Origin of the sequence: Citricoccus sp. CH26A (genome assembly GCF_000224415.1) — a bacterium.
Lineage (GTDB): Bacteria > Actinomycetota > Actinomycetes > Actinomycetales > Micrococcaceae > Citricoccus.
Genome location: NZ_AFXQ01000016.1, coordinates 37,413 through 56,607, shown reverse-complemented (window position 1 = coordinate 56,607; position 19,195 = coordinate 37,413). Strand labels below are relative to the sequence as shown.

General features: G+C 71.4%; 17 protein-coding genes, 1 tRNA gene and 1 pseudogene. 10 read left to right on the top strand and 9 right to left on the bottom strand.

What is annotated here, in order from left to right:
- The first annotated feature begins 98 nt into the window (after nt 1–98).
- The 3 genes from CITRI_RS0110735 (at nt 99) to CITRI_RS0110725 (ending at nt 4,545) form a co-directional block, all read left to right on the top strand.
- Nucleotides 99–2,603 carry an FAD-dependent oxidoreductase gene (locus CITRI_RS0110735; RefSeq protein ID WP_010144803.1) on the top strand — a complete coding sequence of 835 codons (2,505 nt, stop codon included), beginning with the start codon at nt 99–101 and terminating at the stop codon, nt 2,601–2,603.
- A gap of 98 nt (nt 2,604–2,701) precedes the next feature.
- A complete protein-coding gene (locus tag CITRI_RS0110730; RefSeq protein WP_010144801.1) occupies nt 2,702–3,610 on the top strand; it encodes a bifunctional methylenetetrahydrofolate dehydrogenase/methenyltetrahydrofolate cyclohydrolase in 909 nt (302 codons plus the stop codon).
- A 188-nt stretch (nt 3,611–3,798) separates the two neighbouring features.
- Nucleotides 3,799–4,545, top strand: coding sequence for a GAF and ANTAR domain-containing protein (locus tag CITRI_RS0110725; RefSeq protein WP_157998926.1), 747 nt, complete (start codon nt 3,799–3,801; stop codon nt 4,543–4,545).
- A gap of 55 nt (nt 4,546–4,600) precedes the next feature.
- Here the strand turns inward: CITRI_RS0110725 and CITRI_RS0110720 are convergent, their stop codons facing one another.
- From CITRI_RS0110720 to CITRI_RS0110710, 3 genes are all read right to left on the bottom strand, one after another.
- Nucleotides 4,601–5,206, bottom strand: coding sequence for a flavodoxin domain-containing protein (locus CITRI_RS0110720; RefSeq protein WP_141566074.1), 606 nt, complete (start codon nt 5,204–5,206; stop codon nt 4,601–4,603).
- 124 nt (nt 5,207–5,330) lie between these two features.
- Nucleotides 5,331–6,968, bottom strand: coding sequence for a DUF2079 domain-containing protein (locus CITRI_RS0110715; RefSeq protein WP_010144798.1), 1,638 nt, complete (start codon nt 6,966–6,968; stop codon nt 5,331–5,333).
- A gap of 50 nt (nt 6,969–7,018) precedes the next feature.
- A tRNA-Arg gene (locus CITRI_RS0110710) sits at nt 7,019–7,091 on the bottom strand.
- Nucleotides 7,092–7,301: 210 nt separating this feature from the next.
- Between CITRI_RS0110710 and ssb the strand changes: the two genes are divergently transcribed.
- Complete coding sequence (gene ssb / locus CITRI_RS18470; protein WP_010144797.1) at nt 7,302–7,847, top strand: single-stranded DNA-binding protein; 546 nt, start codon at nt 7,302–7,304, stop codon at nt 7,845–7,847.
- A 75-nt stretch (nt 7,848–7,922) separates the two neighbouring features.
- Nucleotides 7,923–9,605, top strand: a complete 1,683-nt coding sequence (gene ettA, locus CITRI_RS0110700) for an energy-dependent translational throttle protein EttA (protein WP_010144796.1) — start codon at nt 7,923–7,925, stop codon at nt 9,603–9,605.
- A gap of 78 nt (nt 9,606–9,683) precedes the next feature.
- Here the strand turns inward: ettA and CITRI_RS0110695 are convergent, their stop codons facing one another.
- The 4 genes from CITRI_RS0110695 to CITRI_RS17405 form a co-directional block, all read right to left on the bottom strand.
- Entirely contained in the window at nt 9,684–10,727 is a 1,044-nt protein-coding gene (locus CITRI_RS0110695) for a glutathione synthetase (protein ID WP_010144795.1), read from the bottom strand.
- Between the two features lie 61 nt (nt 10,728–10,788).
- Nucleotides 10,789–12,207 (bottom strand): flavohemoglobin expression-modulating QEGLA motif protein, encoded by a 1,419-nt coding sequence (locus CITRI_RS0110690; RefSeq protein WP_010144794.1) that lies wholly within the window; start codon nt 12,205–12,207, stop codon nt 10,789–10,791.
- On the bottom strand, nt 12,204–13,043 hold the full coding sequence (locus CITRI_RS0110685) for an N-formylglutamate amidohydrolase (RefSeq protein ID WP_010144793.1): 840 nt from the start codon (nt 13,041–13,043) through the stop codon (nt 12,204–12,206). Before CITRI_RS0110685 ends, CITRI_RS0110690 begins: the two co-directional genes overlap by 4 nt.
- A 47-nt stretch (nt 13,044–13,090) precedes the next feature.
- Complete coding sequence (locus tag CITRI_RS17405; RefSeq protein ID WP_050813660.1) at nt 13,091–14,068, bottom strand: acyl-CoA thioesterase II; 978 nt, start codon at nt 14,066–14,068, stop codon at nt 13,091–13,093.
- A 115-nt stretch (nt 14,069–14,183) separates the two neighbouring features.
- On the opposite strand from CITRI_RS17405, the gene CITRI_RS0110675 reads away from it, so the two are divergent.
- Nucleotides 14,184–14,900 (top strand): hypothetical protein, encoded by a 717-nt coding sequence (locus CITRI_RS0110675; RefSeq protein WP_010144791.1) that lies wholly within the window; start codon nt 14,184–14,186, stop codon nt 14,898–14,900.
- Between the two features lie 12 nt (nt 14,901–14,912).
- Here CITRI_RS0110675 and CITRI_RS19925 read toward each other — a convergent pair whose 3' ends face one another.
- Entirely contained in the window at nt 14,913–15,386 is a 474-nt protein-coding gene (locus CITRI_RS19925) for a globin (RefSeq protein ID WP_202798443.1), read from the bottom strand.
- Between the two features lie 195 nt (nt 15,387–15,581).
- Nucleotides 15,582–15,959: pseudogene (locus CITRI_RS19920) on the bottom strand (OsmC family protein); the annotation flags it as partial.
- 96 nt (nt 15,960–16,055) lie between these two features.
- On the opposite strand from CITRI_RS19920, the gene CITRI_RS0110665 reads away from it, so the two are divergent.
- The 4 genes from CITRI_RS0110665 (at nt 16,056) to CITRI_RS0110650 (ending at nt 19,194) form a co-directional block, all read left to right on the top strand.
- Entirely contained in the window at nt 16,056–16,565 is a 510-nt protein-coding gene (locus CITRI_RS0110665) for a molybdenum cofactor biosynthesis protein B (RefSeq protein WP_010144789.1), read from the top strand.
- Nucleotides 16,552–17,022 carry a molybdenum cofactor biosynthesis protein MoaE gene (locus CITRI_RS0110660; protein ID WP_010144787.1) on the top strand — a complete coding sequence of 157 codons (471 nt, stop codon included), beginning with the start codon at nt 16,552–16,554 and terminating at the stop codon, nt 17,020–17,022. The genes CITRI_RS0110665 and CITRI_RS0110660 overlap by 14 nt, the downstream gene beginning before the upstream one ends.
- Nucleotides 17,019–18,197, top strand: coding sequence for a GTP 3',8-cyclase MoaA (moaA, locus tag CITRI_RS0110655; protein WP_010144786.1), 1,179 nt, complete (start codon nt 17,019–17,021; stop codon nt 18,195–18,197). Before CITRI_RS0110660 ends, moaA begins: the two co-directional genes overlap by 4 nt.
- A gap of 115 nt (nt 18,198–18,312) precedes the next feature.
- On the top strand, nt 18,313–19,194 hold the full coding sequence (locus tag CITRI_RS0110650; protein ID WP_010144785.1) for an SDR family oxidoreductase: 882 nt from the start codon (nt 18,313–18,315) through the stop codon (nt 19,192–19,194).
- Nucleotide 19,195: the final 1 nt, after the last annotated feature.

Below are 19,195 nucleotides of genomic sequence, written 5' to 3'. Positions count from 1 at the left end.
TTTGCCCCTTGACGGAGCGTGAGGCGGGTCACTACGTTGCTCATATACGACTTGTGTACGACGTTCCCGGTCTGGGGACTGAAGGATTGGACACCATCATGGAATCTCCGCGCGTCGTCGTGATCGGGGCCGGCATCGTCGGGGCCAACCTGGCCGATGAACTCACCCAGCGGGGGTGGACGGATCTGACCGTCCTGGACCGCGGGCCGATCCCCTCCACGGGGGGGTCGACCTCGCATGCTCCCGGGCTGGTCTTCCAGTCCACCCCCTCGGAGCTGCTCTCGGAGCTGGCGGCCTATACGGGGAGCAAGCTCCTGGGCCTGGTCAAGGACGGGGCGGCGGCGTTCAACCCGGTGGGCGGGTTGGAGGTGGCCACGACCCCGGAGCGGTTGGCGGAGCTGCACCGGCGGAACAACTTCAATGCCTGCTGGGGTGTGGAGTCCCGGGTCGTGGATGCCGCGGAGGCCAAGCGCCTGCATCCGTTGGTGGATGAGAGCCTGCTGTTGGGTGGGTTGTACGTGCCCACGGACGGGCTGGCCTCGTCCCTGTTGGCGGTGGAGGTGTTGCGCCGGCGGGCGGAGTCCCGTGGGGCGGTGTTCCGGGAGAACACGCTGGTCACCGGGATCGAGGAGTCCTGCGGGCGGGTCACCGGGGTCCGGTGCGGGGATGAGGTCGTTGCCGCGGACATCGTGATCTGCGCCGGTGGTTTCTGGGGGCCGGAGCTGGGGGAGATGGCCGGGATGACCATTCCGCTGGTGCCGATGGCCCACCAGTATGTCCGGACCACGTCCCTGCCGTCCCTGCGGGGCGAGACGGAGCAGGCCGTGGGCACGGGCAACAACGCCCGGTTGCCGATCCTGCGCCTGCAGGAGGACAACCTGTACTTCCGTCAGCACGGGTCCCGGATCGGTATCGGCTCCTATGGGCACCGCCCGATCCCGGTGGGTTACGAGCAGATGCCGCAGGAGGTCGACGTGGCCAACGACCGGATGCCCTCCCGGCTCGAGTTCACCCCCCAGGACTTCGCTCCCGCCTGGGACGACAGCCGGCGGTTGCTGCCCGAGCTGGGACAGACCACCGTGGAGGATGCCTTCAACGGCATCTTCTCCTTCACCCCGGACGGCAACTCCCTGGTGGGCGAGGCCTCGAACGTGGCCGGCCTGTACGTGGCCGAGGCGGTCTGGGTCACCCACTCGGCCGGCGTGGCCCGTGCCCTGGCCCAGGTGCTCGTGGACGGGCACAGCGATGCCGACCTGCGGGAGATGGACCTGCACCGCTTCGAGAAGGTCCAGCTCGAGCGGGACTACATCCAGGAGACCTCCGCGCAGAGCTTCGTCGAGGTCTACCACATCAAGCACCCCCTGCAGCCCAAGGACTCCCCCCGCAACCTCCGGCTCTCCCCGTTCCACGCCCGGCAGCAGGAGCTGGGGGCGTTCTTCCTGGAGGCCGCCGGCTGGGAACGCCCGCAGTGGTACGAGGCGAACGCCTCCCTGTTGGAGAGCCTGCCCCAGGAGTGGGTGCCGCCGCAGCGCGACGCGTGGTCCGGTCAGTACTCCTCGCCCATCAGCGCGGCCGAGGCCTACGCCACCCGGACCAACGTGGCGATGTACGACATGACCGCCCTGCGCCGGGTGGACATCACCGGTGCCGGTGCGGAGTCCTTCCTGGACCTGCTGACCACCGGCAACATGCGCCGCAAGGTCGGGGCGGTGGCGTACACGCTGATGCTGGACGAGGCCGGGGGCATCCGCAGCGACATCACCGTGGCCCGGCTCGGGGACGAGCGGTTCATGGCCGGCATCAACGGCGGGATCGACGCGAACTACCTCACCGTCCAGGCCCGGAGGTTCACCGAAGCCCACCCGCAGTGCCCGGTCTCGGTCGAGGACATCACCGACGCGACCTGCTGCATCGGCCTGTGGGGCCCGAACGCGCGCACGGTGCTCCAGCCGCTGACCGACCAGGACCTCACCAACGACGGGCTGCGGTACTTCCAGGGCGTGGAGACCGAGATCGCCGGGATCCCGGTCCGCCTGCTCCGGCTCTCCTACGTGGGAGAGCTGGGCTGGGAGATCTACACCGACGCCAAGAACGGGGCACGGTTGTGGGACGCGCTCTGGGAGGCCGGCGCCGCCCACGGGATCATCGCCGCCGGACGCGGGGCCTTCAACAGCCTGCGCCTGGAGAAGGGATACCGGTCCTGGGGCACGGACATGCACACCGGGCACTACCCCGACCAGGCCGGCCTGGGCTTCGCCGTCAAGAAGGACAAGGTCGGCTACGTCGGCGCCCGCGCCCTGGCCGAGCGGGCCGGACTGGCCGGCTCCGGTCGGGGCCGGGTACTGCGCTGCCTCACCGTGGACGACGGCACCACCGTGCTGACCGGCCGGCACGAACCGGTCCTGGTGGACGGGATTCCCGCCGGCTTCGTCACCAGCGCCGACTACGGGTACACCGTGCACCAGCCCATCGCCCTGGCCTGGGTCCCCGAGCACCTGGAGGTCGGGGACCAGGTCACCGTGCGCACCTTCGACCGCGAGGTCACGGCCACCATCACCGAGGAACCCCTCGTGGACCCGGCCATGGAGAAGATCCGCTGCTGACCGGCCACCCCACCGCCGGCCAACGGGCCGGCACGTGGGCGGGCCCGGTACCACCGGGCCCGCCCACCACGACACACGACGTTCAAAGGACACACGCAATGACTGCCCGAGTACTGGACGGCCGCGCGACGGCCGCGGCGATGAAGACAGACCTGGCCGAACGAGTGGCCAGGCTGGCCGAACAGGGTGTCGTCCCCGGACTGGGCACGGTGCTCGTCGGCGAGGACCCGGGATCGCGGTCCTACGTGGCCGGCAAGCACCGGGACTGCGCCCAGGTCGGCGTGGCCTCCATCCGCCGGGACCTGCCCGAGACCATCACCGAAGAACAACTGCTCGCCGTGCTGGACGAGCTCAACGACGACCCGGACTGCACCGGGTACATCGTCCAGCTCCCGCTGCCGGCACACATCGACACCCAACGGGTACTGGAACGCATCGACCCCGCCAAGGACGCCGACGGACTGCACCCGGTCAACCTCGGCCGGCTCGTGGCCTCCGTCTCCGGGCAGCTGGAATCCCCCCTGCCCTGCACCCCGGCCGGCTGCGTGCAGCTACTACGACACCACGGCATCGACCTGGCCGGGCAACGGGTGCTCGTCATCGGCCGCGGCGTCACCATCGGCCGACCCGCCGGACTCGTGCTCACCCGCAAGGACGTCAACGCCACCGTCGTCCTGGCCCACACCGGGACGACCGACCTGAAGGCGGAAATCCGCGCCGCGGACATCATCATCGCCGCGGCCGGATCGGCCCACATGGTCCGCAAGGCCGACGTGAAACCCGGCGCCATCGTCCTGGACGTCGGAGTCTCCCAGGAGAAGGACCAGGACGGGCGAACCCGCATCGTCGGCGACGTGGAACCCGCCGTGGCCGACGTCGCCTCCTGGATCTCACCCAACCCCGGCGGCGTCGGACCCATGACCCGGGTCATGCTGGTCGCCAACGTCATCGAGGCCGCCGAACGCCAAGCCGCGCACAGGGTCCCCGCGACCGCCGCGAGGCCCTGAACAGACCGAACCCACCTGCACGGTGTCGTCTCGCCAGCCACCCGGTGGGACGGTCGAAGGAGTCTTGGCCGCGGGAGTCCTGCCGTGCGAATATCGTCCGGTCGGAGTCCCTCCAGGCGTGTCATGGGAGCGCCGCCTCCGCTGCTGTTGAACGCGGGGCTCGTACCCCCGGGATTCCCGGTGTCATGATGACTGAGCAGAGCGCCGCGACGCACCCCGCCGGGGAGGACGAATCCGGCCAAGCGCGCAGGGCGCGAGGACAGGTTCTGGCGACCGAGCACTTCGAGGGCTTCCTGCAGGCCCTGGTGAACGCCGCTGCCGAGGCCCTGGGTCCCGACGTCTTCGTCGGCGTCACGGTCGTGCGCGAGGGGCATCCGGCGACAGTGGCCAGCAGCGAGGACGACACCTACCGGTTCGACGAGATCCAGTACCGGTACGACGAGGGCCCGTGCCTGACCGCACTGCGCACCAACCAGGTCGTCCTCGTCGACAACCTCACCACCGAGCACCGGTTCGAGACCTACCGGGAGCGTGCCGTGTCCCTGGGCGCACTCTCGACGTTGTCACTGCCACTGCACGGCGGGGACTCCGCCGTGGGCGCGCTCAACCTGTACTCCAACCAGCCGTACGCCTTCGGCCAGCGTGAGTTGATGGAGGGCAAGCGTTTCGCTGCCGAGGCGTCCCGGGCGCTGGAACTGGCCGTCAGGTTGTTGCGTCACCCCGACCTGATGGAACACGGGCCACCGGCCCCGACCAGGCACACCGCGATCGACCAGGCCACGGGCGTGCTGATGAGTCGACATGCGTGCGGCCCCGAGGAGGCGTTCCAGGTGCTCCGCGAATCCAGCCGGCAACGGGGCGTCCCGGTGCGGGAACTCGCCGAGGAGGTCATCGCCGGCGCCGCGGCCAGCCCCGGACGCCCCCCGTCAGGGTGACCCTCGCGATGCGACAGGGATCCTCACCACCGGATGACCCGTGGCCTCGACGACCTCAGGAGCGGGCGGCGTGCCTCGGGGGAACGGTCGTCAGGCTCCCGGCGATGCCCTGCGCCCAGGCCTCGATGCGGGCCCAGTCACGGTAGTCGCCGAAGCGCGCGCCGAACACCCGGAACAGGGTTCTGACCCAGCGGGGGAATTGCCCGGGAGTGACCACTCCCGACACCAGCAGGTGTCCGCGGGGAGCTGCCTGGTCCCGGAGCGCCTGGGCCAGTCGCCGGTCCTGGCCGGCGCGGGCGCTCCGGCGGATCCAGCGGGGCAGGGCCGAGGTCATGCCCACGCTGAACAACCACACCGGACGCTCTCGCAGGGCGGGGGCATGGCGGGCGATGTACCCGGCGGCCGTCGGCAGCCACTCCTGCTGGTGGATGGCGCTGCCCAGCACCACGGCCGCATACCCCTCCGGGCTCGGGGCCTGCTGCAGCGGCAGCACCTCCACCGTCAGCCCCGCGTGTCCCAGCACCTCGGCGATGCGCTGGGCGATCTCGGCGGTGGAGCCGTGGGCGCTGGCATATCCGACCAGCACCCGCGGCGCTGCCTCCTCCGGTGCTCCCTGCCCGCCGGGGACGGTCCGACGGCGTGAGGGGTTTGCAGATTCCACGGTGGACGTCCTCGCTCTCGGGGGTGCGGGCTCGAACTCCGCGTCCCCGAGGGTAGGTCGGGGTCGCCAGGCACGGAAAGCCCTGATCAACGGCACGGCACGGCGCACCCGTTCCGCGCCGGTGCTACGGCACGTAGTCCGCGCACACCGGATCCACCGGCCGGTCGCGGTGCAGCACCCAGATGCCGTGGTCGTCCTCGCTGACCACCGCGTAGCCGAGCCGCCCGGCACGCTCCAGGGCCTGGTCCGGGGTCAGCGGGTCCCAGCCACCGAGCTCCTCGACCGTGGTGTCGATGATCATCCAGGTCGCCAGGTCATCGCCGATGTCCCCGTGCAGGCCCACGTAGGTGCGGTCCACCAGGTGCGGCACCGCGTTGTCCGCCGCCTCGACGCACACGTCGTCCGGGATCATCCCCACGGCCCGGTCCAGGGCCCGCGCCCACTCGGTCCGTTGCCAGGTGTCCCCGGTGACGGTGCGCTGGAACGGGAAGACCTGGGGGAAGAGCACGGTGCCGATCACCCCGCAGCCCAGCAGGACGGACACGAAGACGGTCGGCACCCGCCAGCCGCGTACACCCGCCCCCGCGGCCCGGGGCACCCGGTCGCTGCCGGCGCCCGAGGCGAGGGCGCCGTCGTCGTGACCGGACGGGGGCTCTGGGGGACCGGACGCGCGCACCCGCCGGGCGTGACGCCAGGCCCCGATGCGCGCCAGCGCCTCCAGCGCGGCCATGAGGAAGACCGGCGCCAGGATCGCGTCGTACTGGTAGACCGGGCTCCACACGTTGAGCCGGTCGTTGAACAACCGGGAGGCCAGGATCGGCATGCCGATCAGCGTGTAGGGGGACAACAGCGGCAGCAGCCACAACGCCACGAAGTGCAGCAGCCAGAGGGCGACCTTCAGCGGGTGGTCGAAGAGCACCGCGAACGCGTCGAGGGGCTGGGTGAGCATGAAGGCGATCGAGGACCCCATGTCCGGCCCCAGCGCGGTGAACTGCCAGTAGCCGAACTCGCCCTCCGGGGAGAAGCGGGGGATCACCACGGAGGTGGCGAAGACGTAGCCGGCCACGCCCAGCACGGCGGTGACGACGGCGGGCGCCCAGGCGCGCTTGATCGCCAGCACCATCGCGATGGCCAGCAGGGTGATGCCCATGTCCTCGCGCACGGACAGCAGGGTCAGGGCCAGCGCGGTGGCCAGCCAGTACCGGCGGCCGTCGATGGCCCAGACGACCCAGGCGATGACCGGCACGCCGACGGCGATCTCGTGGAAGTCCCAGTTGACCATGGCCTGGAACGGCCACCACAGCAGCATCGCGCCGGCGCCGGTGAGCGCGGTGGCGTGGGAGAACCGGCGGCGGGCGAACAGGTAGACGGGAATGGCCGTGGAGACCAGGAGCGCCGTCATGGCGATGTTCAGCACCCGCGGGTCGTCCCAGATCCAGTACAGCGGGGCCAGCAGCGCCAGGACGGGGTGGAAGTGGTCGCCGAGGATGTTGAAGTCCACCCCCTTGACCGGGACGATCGGCTCCCGGAACAGGGCGTACTGGCGCACCGCCTGGTCGAAGATGCCGAGGTCGTAGCCCTTGGCCTCGAAATTGCGGAAGCGCAGGAAGGAGTGGACGAGGTAGAGCACGGCCGCCACGGCCATCACGGCCCCGAGCTGCAGCCACTGGCCTGCGGTGGTGGTGGGTCCCACGGTGTCCGCACCGTCCCGGCGGTCCGGCTGGATGCCGATGACCCAGCGGGGGAGGCGGCGGGCGTTCATCGTCGGATCCTGCACAGTCCACCTCTCGCGCGGTCCACGCCGGTCACATGCGCCCCAGGAGGGAGTCGAACCCCCGACCAAGAGATTAGAAGGCTCCTGCTCTATCCACTGAGCTACTGGGGCTGGGCCCGGCCATTCTACCGGCCGCACCGAACTCCACAGGTCACGGGTCACCGGCGCGTTGTGCCCGGGCCCCGGTGGGACCCCTGTGCGGGACGCGGCCGGGGCGGTGTGCTGGGAAGGACCGGGCATGAGGCCCGGCCCGGCGGCGGAGACCTCTTGCCGACGCCGGCTCACTCGCCGGCCCCGGCCGGTCCACCGAAAGGCCCCTTCATGAGCGAACACATCACCGTCCGTGGCTTCGTGGCCACCGATCCGCAGGTCCGCATGGCCCAGGCCGGCTTCTCCGTCGGCAACTTCCGTCTCGCCGCCACCGACCGGCGCTTCGACCGGGAGGCCAACGCCTGGGTCGACGGGCAGACCAACTGGTTCACGATCAACATGTTCCGGGCGCTGGCCCTGAACGCGGGGGCCTCGCTGGCCAAGGGCATGCCGGTGATCGTCACCGGCCGGCTCAAGGTCCGCCCCTGGGAGGCCGGGGACCGGACCGGGACGGCCGTGGAGATCGAGGCCGACTCCATCGGCCACGACCTCACCCTCGGCACGGCCCGGTTCTCCCGGTCCGGCGGACGCACGGGGGAGGCCACCGCCGGCGGACCGGCTGCCGACGTCGGTGAGGCCCCGGTCGAGGGACCGTTCGGCGAGGACGATGAGCCCCGCGTCGACCGGTCGACCGGCGAGGTCCTGGAGGACGGGCCGGACGCGCCCGACGAGGCCTCGGAGGTGTCCGAGCAGGAGCGGGACCTGACGCTCGCCTGAGCGGCCCGGACTGCGCGGTGGCCGCCGCCTTCGGCCGATGCGGGAAATGCGGCGGCCACCGACTAGCCTTGAGGAATGGCGGAATTCATCTACACCATGGTCAAGGCCCGCAAGAAAGTGGGCGACAAGCTGATCCTGGACGACGTGACGATGTCCTTCTATCCGGGGGCGAAGATCGGCATGGTCGGCCCCAACGGTGCGGGCAAGTCCACGATCCTGAAGATCATGGCGGGGCTGGACCAGCCCTCCAACGGCGAGGCCAGGCTCTCTCCCGGTTACACGGTGGGCATCCTGCTGCAGGAGCCCCCGCTCAACGAGGAGAAGGACGTGCTCGGGAACGTGCAGGAGGGCGTCGGGGAGATCCTCGGCAAGATCCAGCGCTACAACGAGATCTCCGAGCAGATGGCCGATCCCGATGCCGACTTCGACTCCCTGATGGAGGAGATGGGCAAGCTCCAGGAGGAGATCGACGCGGCCGACGCCTGGGACATCGACTCCCAGCTCGACCAGGCCATGGACGCCCTGCAGCTGCCCGACCCCGACGCGGACGTCACCAAGCTCTCCGGTGGTGAGCGCCGTCGCGTGGCCCTGTGCAAGCTGCTGTTGCAGAAGCCGGACCTGCTGCTGCTCGACGAGCCCACCAACCACCTCGACGCCGAGTCCGTCCAGTGGCTCGAGGGGCACCTGTCCGCCTACCCGGGCGCCGTCATCGCCATCACCCACGACCGGTACTTCCTCGACCACGTGGCCGAGTGGATCGCCGAGGTCGACCGCGGCCGGCTGTACCCGTACGAGGGCAACTACTCGACCTACCTGGAGAAGAAGCGCGCCCGCCTGGAGGTCCAGGGCAAGAAGGACGCCAAGCTGGCCAAGCGGCTCAGCGAGGAACTGGACTGGGTCCGCTCCAACGCCAAGGGCCGCCAGGCCAAGTCGAAGGCCCGTCTGGCCCGGTACGAGGAGATGGCCGCCGAGGCCGAGAAGACCCGGAAGCTGGACTTCGAGGAGATCCAGATCCCGCCGGGCCCGCGCCTGGGCACCCAGGTCATCGAGGCGAAGAACCTGAAGAAGGGCTTCGGCGACCGCGTGCTGATCGACGGCCTGTCCTTCTCCCTGCCGCCCAACGGCATCGTCGGGATCATCGGGCCCAACGGCGTCGGCAAGACCACCCTGTTCAAGACCATCGTGGGCGTCGAGCCCCTCGACGACGGCGACCTGAAGGTCGGCGAGTCCGTCAAGATCTCCTACGTGGACCAGTCCCGCGGAGGCATCGACCCGGAGAAGTCCCTCTGGGAGGTCGTCTCCGACGGCCTGGACTACATCAAGGTCGGACAGGTCGAGATGCCCTCGCGGGCCTACGTCTCGGCGTTCGGCTTCAAGGGCCCGGACCAGCAGAAGAAGGCCGGGGTGCTCTCCGGCGGTGAGCGCAACCGCCTGAACCTGGCACTCACCCTCAAGGAGGGCGGCAACCTGCTGCTGCTCGACGAGCCCACCAACGACCTCGACGTCGAGACCCTGACCTCGCTCGAGAACGCCCTGCTGGAGTTCCCGGGCTGCGCGGTGGTCATCTCGCACGACCGCTGGTTCCTGGACCGGGTGGCCACCCACATGCTGGCCTACGAGGGCACCGAGGAGGACCCCGCGAACTGGTACTGGTTCGAGGGCAATTTCGAGTCCTACGAGGCGAACAAGGTCGAGCGGCTCGGCCCCGAGGCGGCGCGCCCGCACCGGGTCACGCACCGCAAGCTCACCCGCGACTGAACCGGTCCCGGCACCACGCCGGACGCCCGACGACGGCGGCCCCCACCACCGAGGTGGGGGCCGCCGTCGTGCGTGGTCTCAGATCGTGGCCAGCCGGGCGTTGCACAGGTCCTCGGTGTAGTGACTCCGGACCCTCAGCTTGCGTTCGAGGTCCTGGATGATGGCCGCGGCGAAGTCCTTGCCGTAGAGCCGCAGGCACGAGCCGAGGCCGCCCGGGGAGAACACGTTGATCTCCATAAGCTTGTCACCGACCATGTCCAGGCCGACCAGGAACAAGCCGTCCGCGATGAGCTTCGGACGGACCACCTCGGCCAGGTACAGCATCTCCTCGGTGACCCGCACGGCCTCCGCGGTGCCCCCGGCCGACATGTTCGACCGCACCTCTCCACTGGCGGTGCGACGGCGGAACGCCGCGTACTTCCCGCCGACCTGGAGGGGCGTGCCGTTCAGGAGCATCATCCGCACGTCCCCCTCCTTCGCCTCCGGCAGGTACTCCTGCGCCACGACGTACCCGTCCCGGGCGATGGCCTCCACGATCTGGTTCCGGTTCGGGGCCTCCTTGCGGTCCACCACGAACACGCCCTTTCCTCCGGAGCCCTGGAGCGGCTTGAGCACCGCCTTGCCGTCCATCTCGTCGATGAACTCCGAGATCATCTGCTGGTCCCGGGAGATCAGCGTCCTCGGGCGCACGACGTCGGGAAAGTGCTGGAAGTAGGCCTTGGACAGGGCACCGGCCAGGGTGAGCGGGTCATTGACCACCAGGACGCCGTTGGCGGCGAACAGCCGGCCGAAGGCCACGGCCGCCGTGGAGGCCCACGGACGGTCCTTCGCGTCATCGGCGGGGTCATTGCGCAGCATCACCACGTCGAAGTCCTGGATGGGGACCTGGCGAACGGACCGGGGCTTCTGCACGTCCGCCAGGTACCGGTCCAGCGAACGGTAGTTCCTCGCCGCGGTGCCGTGGGCCCGCACGGAGAGGGTGCCGTCCGGTGCGTACGAGAAGTCCCCGGTACCCGTCAGCAGCGCCTCGTGCCCCAGCTGCGTGGCGGCCATCGCCAGACGCGTCGTGGTGTACGTGGACTTCTCGGTGGCGACGTCGTTGACGACGAATCCGATGTTCATGGACCTCCGATCCACAGATACAGCGAGTGGGATCACCGTCGGCCGGGCCGGCCGACGGTGCTCAGCGGTTCACCAGGTCGGCCGGATCATCCAGGTCCGCCAGCCGGTCCAACCGCTCGATGCAATCCTTCTCGGTCAGCCAGCGCGGCTGGAGCCGGGGTGGTTGCAGGACACCGCGGTCCCTCAGGTCGGTCACCAGCGGCAGGTCCTGCAACGAGAACTTGCCCAGCAGCAGCAGGTCCAGGGTCCCACCGGCGCGCAGGTGCTCGATCAGGTCGAGCACGCCGCGCAGGTAGATGGCGTCCTTGGTCAGGCCACCGGACCGGAAGGCACGCATGGTCGTGGTGAAGGCCGAGGAGGCGGGGACGCCCTCCTCCACGAGCGCGTCGTGCGCGTCCCGGAAACTGGCACCGGTGACCATGCGGTGCACCGTGATGATCCGGGTGGCCAGTTGACGCAGGCGGAACGCGGTCAGTCCCCCGCTGGCCACCTCGGCCAGCACGGCCAGGCCCTCCTGGGTCTCGTCGTACCCGGACAACCCCGTGCCCATCACCTTGATGGGCTGGGTGGCCCCGTTGACCTGGGTGACCAGGTGGGTGCCGACCTCGTGCTGCATCAGGGCGTGCGCGCGGACCTCCTGGACCTTGGACTGCGGACCCAGGATCAGGGACTCCCCGGAGACCATCACGCCGGAGACGTCCTTGCGGATCTCGGCGTGCATCTCGATGTCGGCATCCTGCTCCCGGTAGTAGTCGATCTCCTCCTGGGCCAGCGTCAGCACCTCGTGCGCATCCAGGCTCTTCCCGGCACCCTCCGGCACGGTCACGGTGCTCATGAGGCGATCGGCGATCTGCCGCAACGCCGGGGTGATCGCGCCGTACAGTTCGATGCTCAGGGGCATGAAGTCCGCGGTGTCCCGCGCCTCGAGCATCTCGATCTGCAGGCCCAGCTCGCGGTGCTTCTCCCGCAGCAACGTGCCGAGGACGGGGTCGTCCACGTCCCGGATGGGCATGTCCTTGAGCACCTGACGCAGGACGTCCGGGTCGTCCTCCAGCGTCCGGTACTGGAACTCCGGCAGTTCGCCGGTGGCCAGGAACTCCGCCCGGGCCTGCTCCACGTTCATGGGCGTCACGTCCAGCAGGAACCGGAAGGACCGCGAGACCAGTGCCAGCTCGTGATCGATCGCCCGGTCGCGCAGCGAGGCCGTGATGCCGTCCCGGTCACCGGGAGGCCGCACGCCGTCCGTCCTGTCGCCGAGCGTGGTGGCGGTGATCTTCCGCGCGGCCTTCGCCGCTCCCGAGGTCACGCCCGACGTCCCGCTCGTCCTGGCATCCGAGGTGGGACCGGACGTGCTCCTGGTCTTGCGGCCGGTCTTGGAGGCAGTCTTGTTGCCGGAAGTGCTGCCGGACTTGGATGCGGCCTTGGTGCCGGACTTGTTCCCGGACTTGTTCCCGGTCTTGTTGTCGCTCTTCTTGCTCATGGCGTCGGCACCGAGACCTCCCGCAAGGCCGCCTCCACCGGGGCCACCGTGGCGGCCAGGGCGTCGGCCAGCTGGCCCAGGTGGGCCTCGTCCACCTCGCCGGTCCATTCGTCCATGAAGGTCTTCTTGAACTCCAGGGCGAGCACGCAGGCGGTGTCGGGGAACCGCCGGTGGACCCAGCGTCCCTCGTTCTGGCCCCAGAACCGCACGTTCTCCCGCACGTCCAGTCGTCGTCCGGTGGCCGGGATGACCGGTGCGGACAGAGCCTCCATGAAGGCATCGACCACGGGGATCCAGGGCTGCCGGTCCAGGGTGCCGGTGCCCACGTTGACGTCCGGGTTGCCCTCCTGTGGTGCGGGCTCGGCGTCGGGACCGTCGCGGCGATGGTTGTAGGTGTGCAGGTCGAAGACCACGAACGGGCCCCGGGCCGCCAGCCGGGCGACCCGGCGCTCGAGCTCGGCGAACCAGGCGTCGTGGACCTGCCGGCTCCGGCAGGCGACGTCCGGGGGCAGTTGCCCGTCCCGCCAGACCCGGAGCCCCCAGCACTGCTCCGGCACGACGTAGACGCAGGTGCTCCGGGGACGGTTGAGGTCGGTCTCGAACCTGGACCGGTGCATGACCATGCCCGAGCCGATCCCGGCGCCGATCCGGTCGGAATAGGGATCCTCCTCCCGGAACCGGACGGCCTCGTCGAGCACCATCAGATCCCGGACCTCCTCCCGCAGGTCATGGCCCGCGTGCACGGCCGTGTAGGCGACCTGGCTGTCCCAGGGGCCCACGACGGTGAGGATCCGGTCCGGTCCGGAGCCCGTGTCCATGTCGGCGTGCATGTGCATGCCCTCAAGGTAGACCACAAGGGGTACCCGGGGGCAGGGGTACCGGCTTATCGGGAGGGGCGCCAGGCGGTCTTCAGGAACAGGTTCTGGACGGCGCCCTGCACCCGGTACTTGGTGCCCGCGGGCACCCGGAGCATGCCCTCCTGGGCCACGGAGGCCACCAGCTCACCCTCGCGGGAGTAGATCCGGCCGTGGCTGAGGCCGCGGGCACCCTGGGCGGAGTGGCTGGTCTGGACGTAGAGCAGCCACTCGTCCACCCGGGCCGGCCGGTGCCACCACATCGCATGGTCCAGGGACGCCACACTCATGCCGGGGCGGACCCATGCCAGGCCGTGACGGCGCAGGACCGGCTCCAGCAGGGTGTAGTCCGAGACGTAGGCCAGCGCCGCGCGGTGCAGGTTCGCGTCACCCTCCAGGGTGGAGAACGTCTTCATCCACACCATGTTGGTGGCCACCTTCTCCCGGGCGGGGGTGGCCTCGATCGGGGCGTCCACGTGACGGATGTCGAAGGGCCGGGCCCAGGACCACTCCTGCGCCACCGGATGCTGGAAATGGCCCAGGCGCTGGGAGGTGCTCGGCAGCGATTCCGGGTCCGGGACCCCGGAGGGCATGGGGGACTGGTGCTCGATTCCCGTGGCCGGTTCCTGGAACGAGCAGATCAGGGACAGGATCGTCGCGCCGTCCTGCTCCGCCTGCACCCGGCGCACCGAGAACGAGCGTCCGTCGCGCAGGTCCTCCACCGCGAACGAGATCGGCTTGAGGGCATCGCCGGGGCGGATGAAGTACCCGTGCATCGAGTGGATCGCCCGGTCCGGGTCGACGGTGCGGATCGCGGCCATCAGGGCCTGGGCCATCACCTGGCCACCGAAGACCCGTCCCCGGGCCTGGGGCGGGGTGAGGCCGGTGAAGCGGATCCCGCCCGCCTCGTCGGGCCCGTCCTCGGTGAGCGTCAGGACCTGGCGCAACACGTCCGTGGGGTCCTCGGGGAACCTGCCCCGTTGCCTCCGCACCCTGTCAGCCACCATGGACCGTCCCTCCGACCGTGACGAGGAAGGGCTACCTGTTGGTAACCTGCCCGCCAGTCTATCCCTGTCACTCACCCCGGCCTCACCCCGCGCCGGCGATGGGAGAATGGGGGCCATGCCCGCCCCCGATACGCCCGCCCCCGGTACGCCCGCCCCCGGTCAGGAACTCGTCCTGGAGGACCTCGACGCCGTCGCCGACCTGGAGCGGTATGCCACCCGGGCCCGCACCATGGCGGACACCGGGATGCGCCTGCAGGTGGTCGGTCCGGTCCTGGCCGCATGGGTCTCGGTCCTGCAGCCCCGGGGACTGGGGGACCGCGTGCCGGTGGCGCTGGGCCTGCGGACCTTCCGCCTGGACCGGGTCGGCGCCGACGGCTGGGACGAGGTCTACCCGTTGTCCTCGGTCCTGGAGCGCCTGGCCCGGATGACCTCCACCTCGCGCACCGCCCTGACCCTGCCCCCGGTCACCGAGGCCGCCCCGTGGACGGCCGTGACGCCGCCGCGCTCGGGCTGGTCGTCGGTGGCCGCCGTCGCGGACGACGAGCTCCAGCAGGTCGCCCAGGACGGGATCCGCGAGCTCGGGGCCGCCCTGCCGCAGGACCCGGGGGCCTCGATGGTCGCCCAGGCCCGCGCGGCCGTGTGGGGGCGGCTGCTCGGGGGCACCTCCGTGGAGGCCGGGGACGGGTTCCTGCCGGCCGGGGCCGCGTTCGCCGCCCACGGGCTGGGCTTCCTCACCCCCGGGGGCACCACCACGGTCCACACCTCGGGCCCGTGGGTACGGCTGTCCAGCCCGGCCGGGTTCGTGCTGTGCCGCCAGCCGTTGGCCCTGTAGGGAACCGGCCCCTCAGGCGGAGTTCACCATGGAATGGGCGGCCCGCTCGAGGTAGTCCCACAGGGTCTGCTCGTGCAGCGGGGCCAGCTCCAGGGAGTCCACGGCAACCCGCATGTGCCGCAACCAGGCGTCCCGGGCCGCGAAGTCGATCGTGAAGGGCGCGTGGCGCATGCGCAGCCTGGGGTGGCCGCGCTGCTCGCCGTAGGTGCGCGGACCGCCCCAGTACTGCTCCAGGAACATCCGCAACCGCTCCTCGGCCGGGCCGAGGTCCTCCTCGGGGTACATCGCGCGGAACCCGGGGTCCTCGGCCACGCTCTCGTAGAACACGCGGGCCAGCTTCGCGAAGGTCTGGTGCCCGCCCACCTGGTCGTAGAACGAGGCGTTCTCCGGCTGCGCCCCTCCGGGGGCCGCCGCGGTGCCCGGTCCCGACGCCGGCCCGGCGGCCGCCGTGGGGGGAGCCGCCGCGGGAGGGGTGGGCGCCGGCATCATCCCGGGCCGGTTCTCCAGGCCGGTCACCCGGCTGGGTGCCTTGCCCCGACGCGGCGTGAGCACGGCGATGGGCGCTCCGAGCCGGCTGCCGAAGTCCGGCAGGTGGCGCATCTGCCGGACCTGCTGCGGGACGATCTCCACCGGGAAGTTCACCGAGCGGGCGATGAAGCACTGCTCATGGGCCCTCGCGTGCAGGGCCTCGGCCGCGTCTCGCTGGGACTCGTCGGCGAGCCAGATCTCGGGGGACAGGGTCGCGGAGGTGACCGAACCGCCGTCGGGCCCGAAGGTGAGCACGCAGTCGGCGCGGCAGGAGGCTCCGGTGACCACGATCCCCGCGGCGGTGGCCGCCTGCAGGTAGGACAGCAGGTGGCACTCCGCGAGCGCCGCCAGCAGCAGCTGCTCCGGGTTCCACCGCTCCTCGTCACCGTGGAAGGCGCGGGCGGCCGATCCGGACAATTCTCCGGGGCCCTCGGCCTGGATGACCAGGTCCCGGGCGTAGTCCTTGTATCCGGAGGTCCCGGTGCCCCGGTTCCCGGTCCATTCGGCGCGCAGTGAGAAGGTGTGTTCCACCCTTCCACGCTACCGCCCCCGGCCCGGACCGCCGGATTCCGGGCCCCGGTCCCGTCGCATTGACGACCTCCGTAGACTGGCGACCTGGGAGGCAGCATGCACACGATTCACCTCCTCACGGTCTCCGATCGGGTGTCGGCCGGGACCGCTGAGGACACGGCCGGCGCGGCGGTCCGCGCCCTGCTGTCCGAGGCGTTGCCGGACTGGCCGCTGGACCACCGGGTGGTTCCCGACGGCGACGTGCCGGTGGGCGAGGCCGTCGCCGCGGCCTGTTTCGGCGGGGCACGCGTGGTGCTCACCCTCGGCGGGACGGGGGTCGGCCCGCGGGACCGCACGCCCGAGGCCGTGACCCCGCTGATCACCCGGCACCTGCCCGGCATCCCGGAGCTGTTGCGCAGTGCGGGTCGCCAGCAGACGCCGGCCGCGGTGCTCTCGCGCGGCGTGGCCGGGGTCGTCGACCCGCCGCTGCCGGACGGGCACCGACCGGTCGTCGTCGTGACCCTGCCGGGGTCGCGCCGGGCGGCCGAGCAGGCCGTTCCGCTGCTCGCCCCGCTGTTGCCCCACCTGGTGGACCAGCTCGACGGAGGTGACCATGTCCGCTCCTGATCGCACCGTCGCGCCACCGGACACCGCGCCACCGGCCGTCGTCACGGACCGCCCCCTGGACGCGGCGGCGCTGGAGGCCTCGGTGGTGAACGCCCGGTGCGGTGCGGCCCTGACCTTCACCGGGATCGTCCGCGACCACGACCCGGAGGCCGAGGGCACCGTCACCTCCCTGGACTACAGCTCCCACCCGGACGCCGAGCGGATCCTGCGCGAGGTCCTTGCCCGCCACGCCCGGGGGCCGCAGGACCCGGCCGGTGAGGTCCGGATCGCCGCGGCGCACCGGACCGGCCACCTCGACGTCGGGGACCTCGCCCTGGTGGTCGCGGTCGCCTCCGCCCACCGCGCGGAGGCGTTCGAGACCTGCCGGGCCGTGGTCGAGGACATCAAGGCCGAGGTCCCCATCTGGAAGCGCCAGCACACCGCGTCCGGGGACGCCCACTGGGTGGGACTGCCATGACCGGGGTGCCCGTCGTCCTGACCACCCGCACCGTCACCGCGCCGGGCGCCGCACCGGCCGGGACGTCCGCTGCGGGCCAGGACCCCGCGGGCGGTCCCGAGGCGGTCCGGCTGCTGCCCACGCGGGGGGAGCTGGCCGACGTCGTGCGCCGGACGCAGACCGGCGGCGGGCACCTGACCGGCGCCCTCACGGACGGGTTCGGCCGGGCCCACCGGGACCTGCGGGTCTCGCTGACGGACAAGTGCTCCCTGCGCTGCACCTACTGCATGCCCGAGGACGCCGGGCCGTTCACGCCGAAGGACGAGCTGCTGGACGCCGGGCAGATCGAGCGGCTGGTCCGCGTCGCCGTGGACCACGGCATCACCGGGGTGCGGCTGACCGGCGGGGAGCCGCTGCTACGGGCGGACCTGGAGGACATCGTGGCCCGGCTGGCCGCGATCGCACTGCCGGGCGGCGGCACCCTGCCGATCGCCATGACCACCAACGGGATCTCCCTGGACCGGCGGCTGCCCGCCCTGCGGTCCGCCGGGCTGGCCCGCGTGAACATCTCGCTGGACACGCTGCGCCCGGACCGGTTCCGGGACCTGACCCGCCGCGACCGGCACGCCGACGTCCTCGCCGGCATCGCGGCGGCGCGGGACTCGGGGCTGCGCCCGCTCAAGCTCAACGCGGTGGCCATGCGGGGGGTCAACGACGACGAGCTGGCCGACCTGGTGGCCTTCGCGGTGTCCCAGGACGCCCAGATGCGCTTCATCGAGCAGATGCCGCTGGACGCCGGGCACACCTGGCGCCGGGACCACCTGGTCTCCGGCGAGGAGATCCTCGAGCGGCTGGCGGAGCGGTTCGAGCTGGCGGAGGTGCCCGGCCGCGGTTCCTCGCCCGCGGCGCTGTACACCGTGGACGGCGGCCCCCACACCGTGGGCGTGATCGCCTCGGTCTCGGCCCCGTTCTGCGGGGACTGCGACCGGCTGCGGTTCACGGCCGACGGCCAGCTGCGCAATTGCCTGTTCGCCCGCGAGGAGACCGACCTGCGCACGCTGCTGCGCGAGGGCGCCACGGACGCCGAGCTCGCCGCGGCCATGCACGTGTCCGTCGCGGCCAAGAAGGCCGGGCACGGGATCGACGACCCCGGGTTCGTCCAGCCCGGCCGCGGGATGAACGCGATCGGTGGGTGAACGGGTGGTCCCGGCGTGCGCGGCGTGATGGCCGCGATGTCGGTGACGTCGATGACGACCGGGGCATGACATCCAGCGTGGAGCGATGCGGGTCCGAGCGAAGAGGGAGCAGCCGATGGCCGGGAGCCTGAACGGGACCAGGGGGTACCGCCTGCGCGGCGCTCGCGTGCTCATCACCGGCGGCGGGTCCGGCCTGGGCCGCCTCATGGCCGTGGAGGCCGCCCGCCGCGGCGCAGAGGTGATCGTGTGGGACCTCTCGGCGCAGGCCGGTGCGGCCACCGTCGAACAGGTCCGTGCGGCCGGTGGCGCAGCCCGGTCCTGCGTGGTCGACGTGACCGACCGCGAGGCCGTCCACCGGGCCGCGGGACAGTCCGGGGCGGTGGACGTGGTGGTCAACAACGCCGGCGTGGTCTCGGGCGCCCGGCTGCTGGACATCCCGGACGAGGCCATCGAGCGGACCATGCAGGTCAACGTGCTGGCCCTGTACTGGGTCACCAGGGCGTTCCTCGGGGGGATGATCGAGCGCGGGCACGGCAGCGTCGTCACCATCGCGAGCGCCGCGGGCCTGGTGGGCGTGGCCCGGCAGACGGACTACTCCGCGTCCAAGTGGGCGGCGGTCGGCTTCATGGAGTCCCTGCGCAACGAGCTGCGCGCCGACGGGCACCGCATCAACACCCTCACCGTCTGCCCGTTCTACATCGGCACCGGCATGTTCGCCGGCGTGCAGACCCGGTTCCCGAGACTGCTGCCGATCCTGGACCCGGACGAGGTGACCGAGGCCGTGGTCGATGCCATCGAGTCCGGTCGGCAGCAGCTCGTCCTGCCTCCGCTCGTGCGCTCCCTGCCCGCCCTGCGCGCGCTGCCGACGCGCGTCTTCGACCGGGTCATGGACGCCCTCGGCGTGAACCGGACCATGGATCACTTCACCGGCCGGCAGGACGGTGCCCGCGCGGCCGTACCGGGGTCCGGACCGGACGGGGCCCCGGCGCCCTCCTGAC